At 41.5% G+C, this 12,600-nt stretch carries 12 protein-coding genes; 6 read left to right on the top strand and 6 right to left on the bottom strand.

The genetic code is table 11. The annotated features are described in order from the left end of the window. Entirely contained in the window at positions 1-1,215 is a 1,215-nt protein-coding gene (locus tag BM378_RS01170) for an acetate kinase (protein WP_074988315.1), read from the bottom strand. Between the two features lie 272 nt (positions 1,216-1,487). Here BM378_RS01170 and yfbV point away from each other — a divergent pair, with 272 nt between their 5' ends. Further along, positions 1,488-1,934 carry a terminus macrodomain insulation protein YfbV gene (gene yfbV, locus BM378_RS01165; protein ID WP_036968894.1) on the top strand — a complete coding sequence of 149 codons (447 nt, stop codon included), beginning with the start codon at positions 1,488-1,490 and terminating at the stop codon, positions 1,932-1,934. On the opposite strand, the gene BM378_RS01160 is transcribed toward yfbV, so the two are convergent. From BM378_RS01160 to xthA, 3 genes are read right to left on the bottom strand one after another with little or no spacing between them, the layout of a single operon-like run. Beyond that, entirely contained in the window at positions 1,931-2,728 is a 798-nt protein-coding gene (locus BM378_RS01160) for a putative RNA methyltransferase (protein ID WP_074988313.1), read from the bottom strand. The two genes, yfbV and BM378_RS01160, sit on opposite strands and share 4 nt — an antisense overlap. Continuing rightward, positions 2,725-3,375 (bottom strand): energy-coupling factor ABC transporter permease, encoded by a 651-nt coding sequence (locus tag BM378_RS01155; protein ID WP_074988311.1) that lies wholly within the window; start codon positions 3,373-3,375, stop codon positions 2,725-2,727. The genes BM378_RS01160 and BM378_RS01155 overlap by 4 nt, the downstream gene beginning before the upstream one ends. Continuing rightward, positions 3,372-4,181, bottom strand: a complete 810-nt coding sequence (xthA, locus tag BM378_RS01150; protein ID WP_074988308.1) for an exodeoxyribonuclease III — start codon at positions 4,179-4,181, stop codon at positions 3,372-3,374. The genes BM378_RS01155 and xthA overlap by 4 nt, the downstream gene beginning before the upstream one ends. A gap of 247 nt (positions 4,182-4,428) precedes the next feature. On the opposite strand from xthA, the gene BM378_RS01145 reads away from it, so the two are divergent. The 3 genes from BM378_RS01145 to rluB all read left to right on the top strand — a co-directional run bounded on the left by BM378_RS01145 (position 4,429) and on the right by rluB (position 6,564). Beyond that, positions 4,429-4,863, top strand: a complete 435-nt coding sequence (locus tag BM378_RS01145) for a hypothetical protein (protein WP_036968882.1) — start codon at positions 4,429-4,431, stop codon at positions 4,861-4,863. A gap of 241 nt (positions 4,864-5,104) precedes the next feature. Further along, entirely contained in the window at positions 5,105-5,695 is a 591-nt protein-coding gene (scpB, locus tag BM378_RS01140) for an SMC-Scp complex subunit ScpB (RefSeq protein WP_074988306.1), read from the top strand. Then, a complete protein-coding gene (rluB, locus tag BM378_RS01135; protein ID WP_036968876.1) occupies positions 5,692-6,564 on the top strand; it encodes a 23S rRNA pseudouridine(2605) synthase RluB in 873 nt (290 codons plus the stop codon). Before scpB ends, rluB begins: the two co-directional genes overlap by 4 nt. Positions 6,565-6,599: 35 nt before the next feature. Here the strand turns inward: rluB and BM378_RS01130 are convergent, their stop codons facing one another. Beyond that, a complete protein-coding gene (locus tag BM378_RS01130; protein WP_074988304.1) occupies positions 6,600-7,343 on the bottom strand; it encodes a YciK family oxidoreductase in 744 nt (247 codons plus the stop codon). A 227-nt stretch (positions 7,344-7,570) separates the two neighbouring features. Here BM378_RS01130 and BM378_RS01125 point away from each other — a divergent pair, with 227 nt between their 5' ends. Both BM378_RS01125 and sohB read left to right on the top strand, forming a co-directional pair. After that, positions 7,571-10,003: a VolA/Pla-1 family phospholipase gene (locus BM378_RS01125; protein ID WP_074988302.1), complete on the top strand. Its 2,433-nt coding sequence runs from the start codon at positions 7,571-7,573 to the stop codon at positions 10,001-10,003. 99 nt (positions 10,004-10,102) lie between these two features. Next, the gene (gene sohB, locus BM378_RS01120; protein WP_065979832.1) at positions 10,103-11,119 is read left to right on the top strand and encodes a protease SohB; all 1,017 of its coding nucleotides are present in this window, start codon (positions 10,103-10,105) and stop codon (positions 11,117-11,119) included. 62 nt (positions 11,120-11,181) lie between these two features. On the opposite strand, the gene BM378_RS01115 is transcribed toward sohB, so the two are convergent. Next, a complete protein-coding gene (locus BM378_RS01115; protein WP_036968865.1) occupies positions 11,182-12,513 on the bottom strand; it encodes a dicarboxylate/amino acid:cation symporter in 1,332 nt (443 codons plus the stop codon). Positions 12,514-12,600 lie beyond the last annotated feature (87 nt).

Here is a 12,600-nt window from a genome sequence, read left to right as displayed (position 1 = left end):
TTAACACTCCTTCGCAATGCGTGCTGCGTCGTTTGCTATTACCCATTCTTCATTGGTTGGAATAACAAAGGCTTTTGTAAAGGCATCACCTTGTGTGATTAAGCCTGCGTGACCAAAGCGTGCGGCTAAATTTGCTTGATCATCACAAATAAGGCCTAAAAAGCCTAATTGTGTGATCACTTTTTTGCGAATGATGTCTGAGTTTTCACCAATACCCCCGGTAAAAATCAGCGCGTCTAGGCGCTGCAAAGGCACCATAAATGCGGCTATTTGTTTTGCTAATCGGTAGCAGAAAATATCAAGCGCAAGATTAGCCTGCTGATGACCAGCAACAGCCGCTTCTTCAATTGTGCGACAATCGTTAGATAACTCACTGATACCTAATAGACCACTTTGTTTGTTTAGTAGATCATCAATTTCTTGTACAGAATAGTTAAGTTGCTGGGTTAAGAACGTAAATAAACCCGGGTCAATGCTACCGCTTCGCGTGCCCATCACAAGGCCTTCAAGAGGGGTTAGGCCCATACTGGTATCAACACTGTTGCCATCTTTAATGGCGCACACAGAACAGCCATTACCCAAATGAGCACTGATCACATTGGTTTGTTCGCGTTCTTTGCCAAGTAATTTTGCCGCTTCACCCGCTACATAGAAATGGCTGGTACCATGAAAGCCGTATCGTCTCACGCCATGCTCCTTGTATAACGAGTAAGGTAGGGCATACAAGTAAGCAATATTTGGCATTGTTTGATGGAAAGCGGTATCAAATACTGCAATTTGTGGCAGCGTTGAAAATGCCTGCTGCGCAGTGCGAATACCAAGTAAATTTGCAGGGTTATGCAAGGGGGCTAAGGCTGCCGTTTTTTCAATCGCAGATAATACATCGTTGTCGATAAGCACTGACTCGGTGAAATGTTCTCCACCGTGAACAACACGATGCCCGACAGCTATTAGGTTGTCTGCTAAACCTAAACTATTCACCAGATTAACTAACTCAGCGATTGCCGCGTCATGTGCTTGACCATTTGCTAGTTCAATAACTTGCTTGTTGCCCTTGTATTTGTACTTAATTGAAGGTGTTTCTGAGCCTAATCGTTCAGCAAGACCAGAAATTATTTCGTCGGAGGTGGTGGCGTCTAAAATGGCGAACTTTAGACTTGAACTACCACAGTTTAATACTAAAACATGGCGTGGTGAGCAAGGTTGCAAAGGCATAGCTGAGTCCTAAAAATACAATATCAGAGTGAGTACGGCTTGATAATTAGTGTTCTGTGCCAGTATAGTAAAAACATATTTTGTTGCTACACTTAACAGAGTTAGGTCGTAATTATACTAAAGTCTTGTTGACTTGTGCCGATAATATTTTATCTCATTTAGTTGTTAAACGTTAGCCTGATTAACAAAAAACTAGGACAGGTTTTGCAGGGATTGTGTCCGGGAGTGTGTTACACTCACATGTGAAACAGTATGAAAACCTAGGAGTGATGATGCAAAAAAGTGTCATGTCACAAGTGCAAACAGGTCGCCAATACGCCAAAAAGTGGCCTATGCGACAAGAGCTTGCTCCCTTGTTTGCTGAATTTAAAGTGATAAAAGCCACTGAGCTTGCCATTACAGTAATGCCTATACTGGCGATGCTGACTGTGTTTATGCAAGTAAACTACTTAGGCAGTGAATTTTTCCCACAAGCAATTACAATTGCATTATTTTTTCTGTCATTACCATTGCAAGGTTTGTTGTGGTTAGGTAAGCGCGCAGAAACTCGGTTAGAGCCTGCAATGTTTAACTGGTACACAGAGCTTCATAGTAAAATGAAAGCGCATGGTTACCAGTCGCAATTAACGACTGAAAAACCACGCTATTCTGATTTGGCTCAACTGCTAAAAGATATGTTCGAAAAAATGGACAAAGCCTTCACAAAAGAACACTTTTAGTCACGAATAAACTGGCTCACATAAAATGATAATGTCACTGTTTGTGGGCCTTTTTGTTCTATTTCTTGCCAATGTTCAGGGCGAAATTTCCACGCAAATGGCGTCATCATTATCAAATGCTTAATGTCTTCAACACTTAATACGGTTTGTTGCTCAAGTAGCTCTGTCGATTTTGTGCTAAAACCATTGGGCGCTTCTATCTGGGTATGTGGTTTAACATCTGCGTAAATAAACGACTTTAACTCTTTAAGGTGCCATGGGCCGGGGCTTGCCACAATCAATGTGCTTTGGGGTTTTGCTAGGCGCGCGAGTTCGTCTGCAAAAAGCGGGGCAAAGACACTTACCAGTACATCAGCTTCACTATCTGCAAAGGGCGATTGGCTAATTGATGCGACACTAAAATGGGCATTTTCATAGCGTTTTGCGGCATATTTCACTGCCGGTTTCGAAATATCGACCCCATACACTGTTGCATTCGATGAGTTCGCTATCGCGTGGGTGTAAAACCCTTCGCCACAGCCAAGATCTATTACTGACACAGGTTTTAATTTAGAGACTAAGCGTGCAATAGCGTGCTGTAAAAAGCCATAATGGCCAGCAGATAAAAAGGCGCGGCGCGCTTGTACCATGTCGAGGTTATCACCCGGTTGCTTCGACTTTTTATTTTGTACGGGTAATAAATTTACGTAGCCTTCTTTGGCAATATCAAAGCTGTGATTATTCACGCAGCGATATGTTTTATCAGTTAAAGTCAGTGCGTGTTTGCAAAGCGGGCAGTGGTAGTGAAGACTCATGAGTCTAAGTAGTCCTTATCATAAAAGGTTTTAACCCAATGTGGGCGATAGGTGATCAATAAGGTAATAGCCATGCCATTGAGCATCGCTTCAGGAAACCAAATTATGGCACATAAAATTAGGTAGTTTTGCGAAATTTCAATCAAGCTATATTCACCCATAACGTAATAGAGCATGCCACTGGTGAGTATTTTAATACAGGCGATGAGTGCAGCAGTTAAAAAGGCACAGAAAAAGATATAGATAAAAAAGTGTTTTGGTAAGTAGGTATAGCAAAGCACAAAACACAGGTAGCTGAGCGAAATGGGTATAAAGGCAGTGAAAAGTAAGTGAATCGGCAGAAGGCTTATGGGCAACTGAGCCACTAAAATCAACAAGGCACTTGCGAGCACACTTGCAAAAATTGCCAACCGCCAGCCTAAAATAAGGGTAACTGCACTGACCCCTAGTATATGCAATTCGAGGCCAGGTAAAATACCGGCTTTTATACGCCACAGCACAGCAAGCACAAGTGCACAGGCAAGCACACCTACTTGTCTGATTGGCGTTGCCAATAGCTGTGCAAAGTTATTTTTATCAAAGCTAAGCCAAAGTATGAAAGCCACACAGCTCCACAAAGGGAGCTGCCATTGCAATTGCTCTATCATGCGTCAAAAGAAGACCAGATAGGGGCGTGATCTGATGGCTTTTCGATTCCACGTAATTCGTAATCGATACCAGATTCGACACAACGCTCAGCAAGAGTTGGAGTTGCTAAAATAACGTCGATACGCAGTCCTCGGTTGTCATCAAACCCTTTCGAGCGGTAATCAAACCACGAATACTGCTCTGTTTTTTCAGGATATAGCTCGCGGAACGTGTCTTTAAAACCCCAATTTAATAATGTGGCTAGCCATTCACGCTCTTCAGGTTGAAATGAGCATTTACCCGTTTTTAACCAACGTATACGATTTGGCTCACCGATACCAATATCGAGGTCAGTCGGTGAAATATTAATATCTCCCATCACGATTACATCTTGATCTGGCGTGTGGTTATCATTTAAATGCGTCATTAAATCTTTATAGAACTGACGTTTATAAGGAAATTTTGTTTCATGAGCAATGTTGTCTCCTTGCGGAAAGTAACCATTCATTACCGTTAAGTCACGGCCATTTTCTTGCGCCACAGTTACGCTGATCATACGGCGCTGTGATTCGTCTGTATCAGTCGCAAAACCTTTAACAATAGACTTTGGCTCTTGCTTACACAGCATAGCTACACCGTAATGCGCTTTTTGACCATGAAAATAAACGTGATAACCCATTTTTTGCACGTCTTCGAGAGGGAAGGCTTCATCGTGAACTTTAATTTCTTGTAAGCCAATGATATCAGGCTGATGTTTATCGATAACGGCTTGCAATTGATGTAGACGAGCACGCAGCCCGTTAATGTTGAATGAAATTACCTTCATCGTGCACCTATAAGTTATTTTTGTTTAGAACGAGTAGGTTAATTCTACCATCAAACTAACGGCTATTCATGAGCAAATTTTGAAAAACACTATGAATAAATGTTGCACAATTGATTAACTTCTTAAAGGTATTGTTAACTCGTTATTAATTATTAAATTAAATAAATAATTCAGTTGATCTGCTTATTTTTGTTTATATAATGCGCGAACACACCCGTTCAAATTATGTACTACTTAAAGGTAAACCATGAAAAAACAATTAGTGATGCTTTCAATTGCGTCTATCTCATTTGGCACATTAGCAAGCAACCCGAGCTACTTTTCTGCAGACAACAGTATCGAATCTAAGTTATGTAGTTTAAGTGCAAATGAAGGGTTTACCGCTGCTCGTAAAGAAGCAGCAAAACATGGCATCGCAATGTCACGTTTTTCACCAAGTATTTTATGCAATGGAACTGACATTCGTGAGCTCGCTAAAAAAGCACCTTCACAGCATGTTCCAAAAAAAGCGCAGGTTGAAGTTTTTGCAAAAAACCAGCAAAAAGAAACTCAGCTGTGTATTACAGCACTTAAGCAAGGCTTAACTCCTGTACGTGAGAAAATAGGTAACTTAAATTCATTAAAATGTAATGGCGAAGCGGTGACAGACTTTGTAAAACGCTACCAAAACGCAGCAATTTAATGAAAAATAACTGTTTATAAAATGGGTGAGTGTTGCTGAATGACGCAATAACTTACTCTGAATGATAAAAGCGCTCTTTGTAGCGCTTTTTTAATGGCTAAAACTGTCAAAAAGGTCTCTGTTTTATCCACGCTGCAAAAGCATGGCGTAAATTACGCTGGTTTTTAGTAATAAATTTTCCAACCTTCAGTGACTTCTGTCATAATAGAGCGTTAGTGAAATAAAATGACCTTTAGGTGCAATGGCTACAAAACGTATCAGTGATGAACAGCTTGTCGAAATCATAGAAGCCGCGATTTTTGTTGCTGGAAAACCGCTGTCTAAACGTCATTTAAAAGAAACGGTTTTAGCTGAGTTAAGCGTATCAATGCCCAGAATTAATAATGCAATTGAACAGATTCAAACGCATTATCAAACTCGCGGCATAAATCTTGTTGCTGTTGGCAGTGGGTATCGCTTTCAGGCCTGTGCAAGCCTTGCGCCTTGGCTTGCGAATTTATGGCAAGAACGTGCGCCTAAATATTCAAGAGCACTGTTAGAAACATTATCTCTGATTGCCTATCGACAACCAATCACCCGTGGCGAAATTGAACAAGTACGAGGTGTAACGGTGGGCTCAGGAATTATTAAAACGTTATTAGAAAGAGAGTGGATAAGAGTTGTTGGGCACAAAGAAGTGCCAGGGCGCCCGACGCTTTATGCAACGACGGCCACTTTCTTAGACTATTTTTCATTAGCTGGTTTAGATGAGTTACCGCCTTTGCCTGACACTCAGGAAAGTAAAATCAACCAGCTATTGAGTGATCCTTCTGTGAGAGAACTATCTGAATGAGTACAGTAGAAACTGAAAAGTTACAAAAAGTGTTGGCGAGAGCGGGTGTGGGTTCGCGCCGCGAAATGGAAAAATACATTGATGCAAATCGCGTGAGTGTAAATGGTAAGGTTGCCCGTTTAGGTGATCGTGTTGAACCAACTGATGTAATTCGTGTCGACGGTCATGTAGTAAAAATTGAAGATAAGGCAGAGCGTATTTGTCGTGTATTAATGTATAACAAGCCAGAAGGTGAGTTATGTACACGTAAAGACCCAGAAGGCCGACGCACAGTATTCGATCGTCTCCCTCGTGTTGATGGTGATCGCTGGATTGCGGTCGGGCGCCTAGATATTAATACGGCTGGCTTAATGTTATTTACTAATGACGGTGAACTGGCTAACCGCTTGATGCACCCAAGTTATGAAGTAGAGCGTGAGTACTCGGCGCGTGTATTTGGTGAAGTTACTAACGAAACGTTACGAAATTTGACTAAAGGGGTTGAGCTTGAAGATGGCCCTGCGAAATTTTTAAATATAAAGCCGATGGGTGGAGAAGGCATTAACCGTTGGTTTAATGTGACATTAACTGAAGGCCGTAACCGCGAAGTGCGTCGTTTGTGGCAGTCACAAGATGTTGAAGTGTCTCGTTTGATCCGTATTCGCTATGGTAAGTTAGAACTTGATAAACGTTTACCGCAAGGTGGATGGGCAGAGCTTGACCTAGATACAGTGAATTATTTGCGTAAAACCGTACAGCTAGGCCGTGAGACACAAACTAAGCTATCTGCAATCCCAGATAAGCGTAAAGAGAAGCGCGCTAAGATTAATCAAATTCGTAAAGCGGTTAAAAAGCATAATCACCGTGTTAAACAAACTAAGCGCCGTTAATGAACAGTAAAGCGCGGGTTTAATACCCGCGTTTTTTATTTTTGCTGTGCATCAAGTGATTGACCATTCACTTCTTTAGAATCATCACTCATCAGATATAAATAGGTTGGCATTAAATCTTCTGCAGTAGCCAATTTATCTCTGTCTTCACCTGGGTAGGCAGACGCGCGCATGGCTGTCCGTGTTGCACCAGGGTTAATACAGTTAATACGGATATTAGTTTTACCTACTTCAGATGCCCATGTTTGCATCATCCCTTCAACTGCAAATTTTGAAATAGCGTATGCTCCCCAAAACTCACGCCCTTTACGGCCAACGCCTGACGATGTGAATATCACAGAAGCACTCGGCGATTTACGAAGTACTGGGAACATATATTTAGTGATCATAGCCTGCGCTGTCACATTAACTTTCATGATATTTTCGAAAGTTGAAACGCAAAAGTGCTCAAGCGGGCCGAGCGACCCTAAAATTCCAGCGTTATTGAGGAGTCCGTCTAATTTACCAAATTGTTGTGCTATAGTAGCAGCTAGATCACGGTAGTTTTGCTTAGTTGCGCCTTTTAAGTCCATTGGCACAATAGCAGGTTGTGGACCACCCGCATTGATAATTTCATCGTAAACAGCTTCAAGTTTACTGGTTGTTTTTCCAAGTAAAATAACAGTGGCACCCTGCTTTGCATAGGTTAATGCGGCAACGCGACCAATACCATCACCGGCACCTGTTATTAGAATTACTTTGTCTTTTAGCGCATTCTCAGCAGCTTTATATGTGTGCATAAAAGTACCATTGATTACATTTTTTTCTATTTTACCATAGCAAAAAGCCAAGTTATCGAATTTATTGCAAATTAAGGTGGCGAAAATTGAAACTTTACGTTAACTTTAACTGGTCTAATGTCTTATTAATAACCTAATTACATTAAATTAACTTAACTAAAGGCAGTCTAGCGACTACTTTTATACTTGAACACACAATAACAATAAGATTTGCGCGGAGCGAAATTATGAAAAAATTGCTACTTTCACTAGCCATTGCATCAGTCATTACCGGCTGTGGTGGAGGAGAAACATTAGAAGATGTAAAAAATGACAGCCCTCCTATCATCCCTAGCGCGACAGTTAAGTTTGACCCTGCCAACAGTGTTATCTCTGTGCCAAATGACTTATTAATGAGTGGCACACTAGACGGTACACTGAATATCCCTGGCGAATTAGATGACAACAATGTCAGTGTTCCTCGTGCCGCGTATGCTAATCCTCAACTTGCATTGGGTGCACTCGATGGTTGGTCAACACAGACTCCGTTTAAAATCGACCTCGCATTCCCTCCAGGTGTTTCGCTTGATGCCGCTTCGGCGGGGGGGCCTGGTGCTGTACGTATTTTTGAAGTTGTGATGGGTGCAAGTCAAACTGATGAGACCTGTTCACAAGTACCTGCAGGTATTGCATGTAAGCTGGTATCAGAACTCACTTTTGGTGTTGATTTTATTACGCAAGGTTCGAGTGATTCTGTCGCTGTTATTCCGCTAAAACCATTTAAAGCGGGTAGTACATATATAAATGTATTAACGACGTCGTTGTTGGACTCTGAAGGTCGTTCAATTGAGCCTTCGTCTACGTATGCGCTTGTTAGTGAAGAAGCACCGCTTATTACTGATTCTCAAAAGTCACTTCAAGCAGTTATTAACAGCTATGAAAATGCTGTCACTTCAGGTGGCCAAATCAGTAAAGATGACATTATTTACTCTGCGGCAATGACAATGCAATCAGCAGGTCAAGTATTAGGCACTGTTAAACAACTGCTAGCTGCCAGCCTAACCCAAGACGCTTTACCGCGTCCTACAGTGCAAATCCCAGAGCGACCTGTTATGACAGTTGAGCAAGTATTTGCATCACGGGGTATTACTGGTTTATCGCCAGCTTTTGCAGGGGTGCAATATCAAAAAGGCAGCGTGATGCTACCCATGTACCTAGGTACACCGACGGGGACTGATGTCAGTGATTTGTCGGCAACCTATTGGCAAGGGTTGTGTGACAGTGGTGTGGCAGTACTTGGTTATGCGTCTTCTGCGGGAGCATCATTTCCAACGGATCCAATTAGCGAGAATGATGGTCTTTGTATGGCGCTAAGTGGTGGTAAATTGCGTGATTTAGGGCTTGACCAAACGAAACATCTAACTAAGTACAATACCATCCCAAAAACACAGAGCATGGCTAATGTACCGGTGCAAATTACGAAGCCAATTTTGCCTGTAATTAATGCTGTCCGAGTGCAATTAGGAGAAGATGAGCTTGTAATGCCAGAGGGTGGTTGGCCAATTGTTATTTTACAACATGGTATTACGTCTAAAAAAGAAGACATGTTAGCCATTACGGCTCAGTTATCAGTTCAAGGTTTTGCGACTGTAGCAATTGATCACCCAAGACATGGTGAGCGCGGTGTTGATGTTAATGGCGATGGCACCGATGATTTTAATGCATCGACTGGGTCGGTGTTAAGCTACATGAACTTGCAGTCATTATTAGTTGCACGTGATAGCTTACGTCAATCGGTAGCTGATTTATTAGGTTTACGTATGGGCTTGAACTTCACAGGCCAAGCTGATCTTAATGCACAAGATGTCTCTTTCCTTGGCCATTCACTGGGCTCTGTAGTGGCGCCTGCATTTATCGCGGTTGCTAATTCACCGTTGGATGAACAAGTTGATCCACTGTTTAATGTAAAAAGCGTTGCACTGGCCAGTGGTGGCGGTGGTCTTGCTAGTTTCTTAATCGAATCAGCTAGGTTTGGCCCATTTGTACAAGGTTCTGTGTTACTTGCTGCTGGTATTGAAGAGTCGGCTGAGTTTAGTGCGTATTCACAAAATGAAGCACTTTCAAATTGTGGTTCTTTAGCCGCTGATCAAACGGCTTTTGTAGCATGTGCATATAAAGAGTATGTGGGTTCATTAACTATGGCTGGTGAAACCGAAAAACTTGCTAATATTCAAGGCGTAGTAACGCAATTTGCGTTTGCAGCACAAACCGCACTAGACAGTGGCGATCCCTCTAACTATGCATCTGCAGTTGCAGCGCTTGGTACACCAGTATACATGAGTGTTGTTGTGGGTGATGGTGCAGATAATAAAGCAGACCAAGTTATTCCACCGATGGTTGCAAGCAACCCAATTGCAGGGAGTCTGCCTCTTGCAAAGCTTATGGGGTTAACGACAGTGGCTGAAACACAAGCGCCTACCGCAGATCCTATGAGTTATGTTGTTAAGTTTACTAAAGGACATCACAGCTCTGTGCTAACACCTGTGCCTACTGAAGACTCAGGTGCAACAGCGCAAGAGAGCGCAGCAGCGACCACTGAAATGCAGCTGCAAATAGGGACTTTCTTAGCAGCTCGCGGTCAATTTCTACAGGTTACGAATACGGATGTTGTCACAGAATAAGTGAAATCCGCCAATTAAGTAAAAAGCCACATAATGTGGCTTTTTTTTGCCTTAAAGCATGATAAATTGTGGCGAATTAACAATTAATGGAGAGAGTGTTTGGAATTTTTATATGAATATGGCTTGTTTTTTGCCAAAACCCTTACTTTTGTGGTTGCTGTTGCTGCCATCGTTGCGATTATTGTGGGTGCTGCTGTTAAGCCAAAGGCTAAAAAAGGCGAGATAAGCATTGATGATTTAAGTGAGCAATTGGCTGATCTTAAGCAAAACTTTATTGAAAATACGCTCTCTAAAAAAGAGCTTAAGGCCTACTTTAAACAACAAAAAGCTGAGGCCAAAGAGCAGCAAGATAAAGACCCTAAGCCAAGATTATATGTGATTGATTTTAATGGAAGTATAGATGCCCATGAAGTTGAAAGTTTACGTGAAGAAATCACTGCAATTCTTACCATTGCTGACAAAGAAAAAGACAAAGTATTGGTACGCTTAGAAAGCGGTGGTGGAGTGGTTCATGGCTATGGGCTTGCTGCATCTCAACTGCAACGCTTACGCAATGCTGGTATTCATTTAACCGTTGCAATTGATAAGGTTGCAGCCAGTGGTGGCTATATGATGGCGTGCGTTGCCAACGAAATTGTTGCTGCGCCATTTGCAATTGTCGGTTCTATAGGGGTTATTGCACAAATACCCAACTTCAATAAAATTTTGAAGAAGAATGATGTGGATTTTGAGCAAATCACTGCTGGTGAATACAAACGCACCTTGACACTCTTTGGTGAAAATACAGAGAAGGGCCGTGAGAAGTTTAAAGAGGAAATAGAACAAACACATGGTTTATTTAAAACCTTCGTGAGTGAACAACGTCCTTCACTTGATATCGATTCGGTTGCCACAGGTGAACATTGGTTTGCAACTCAGGCCTTTGATAGAGGCTTAGTGGACAAAATTGAAACCAGTGATGATATCTTGCTAAACCAAGCGGATGAACGCCAAATCTATAAAGTAAAGTACAAAGTTAAAAAGAACTTAACGGATAAACTCGCGGTGGGTCTGAGTTCAAGTATCAGCCAAGCAGGGGTAAATTTAATGTCACGTTTTAAAGGAATGAATCCTTAAATTTATTCGCTTTCATGCAAATAAAAAACCCGCTTCAGGAGCGGGTTTTTTATTGACCAAATTTATTTAATTGATTTGTGATAATCTTCTAGGTCTTTGGCTGCGTCAGGGTCGTTAAAGACTTTCTCATCGAACTGTCCTTCCGATTTTGCTACCACACATGTCACCATACAGTCACCAGTTACATTGACAGCTGTTCGCGTCATATCAAGTAAACGGTCAACACCGATAATGATAGCGATACCTTCTACAGGCAAGCCTACTTGATTTAACACCATCGCTAGCATAATCAGACCAACACCGGGTACACCTGCAGTACCAACCGAGGCTAAAGTCGCAGTTAAAATAACCATTAAGTAATCTGATATAGTTAAATCAACAGAAAATACTTGCGCAATAAATACGGTCGCAACACCTTGCATGATAGCGGTGCCATCCATATTAATAGTCGCGCCTAATGGGACCGTAAATGAAGCTACTGAGTTCTGAGCTCCTAATTTTTTAGTGGCAGTTTCCAGTGTGATTGGCATCGTTGCACTTGAACTTGATGTACTAAATGCAAACAGACACGCATTTTTCATTTTCTTTAGGAACGTTATCGGGTTTAGTCCTGTTAACACTTTTAAAAGAATACTGTAGTTCACTAAACCGTGGATAAATAATGCCAGCATCACAATACTAAAATACAGTGCCAAGCTTTTAATCAGTTTAAAGTCGATGGTTGTAAATAGTTTTGCCATTAAAAAGAACACGCCATAAGGTGCAATGTTCATTAGCAGTGTTACAAGCTTTAAAATAACAGTGTTAAGGTCTTCAAATACACTAGCAACTCGCTTACCTGCTTTACCACTTAAAGCCATTGCTACACCAAAAAGAAGTGCAAAAACAATAACTTGTAGCATATTTCCATTTGCCATTGCATCAATTGGATTGGTTGGGAACATCCCAATAATAACTTGCGCAAGAGTCGGGGCTTCTTTCGCACTGTAGGTTGCATCTGACGGTAAATTTATACCCTCGCCAGGATTAAATAACAGTGCAAGTGTGATCGCAACAGTAATCGCGATCGCTGTTGTAACCAAGTAAAGTAGAATTGATTTACCCCCTAAACGGCCCAGTGTTTTTGGATCGCTTAAACTACACGTACCGCACACCAAGGAAACGAATACGAGGGGCACGACGAGCATTTTTAAACTGGCAATGAATATTTGACCACCAATGTGGAAAATACCATCAACGAAAAATGCTTTAATTGGCAAAGAGAATAACCCTAATGGAATAAGGAAATCGTCTTCACCCGCTAAAATTGCTTGGAAGATAAAACCAACGATCACACCCAAGACCATACCAATCATGATACGAGATGTGAGACTCAATGAACGGACTTTTGACATACACCTAATCTATATTTTTATAAATTTTGCCATAGCCTACCAGCATGAAGATTTTTATACAGAAAAATTCGATAAATATTAGAATTA

This window comes from Pseudoalteromonas lipolytica, from assembly GCF_900116435.1.
Taxonomy (GTDB): Bacteria; Pseudomonadota; Gammaproteobacteria; order Enterobacterales; family Alteromonadaceae; genus Pseudoalteromonas; species Pseudoalteromonas lipolytica.
The sequence above is the reverse complement of the archived record's forward strand: the minus strand, read 5'-3'. Positions and strand labels throughout refer to the sequence as shown.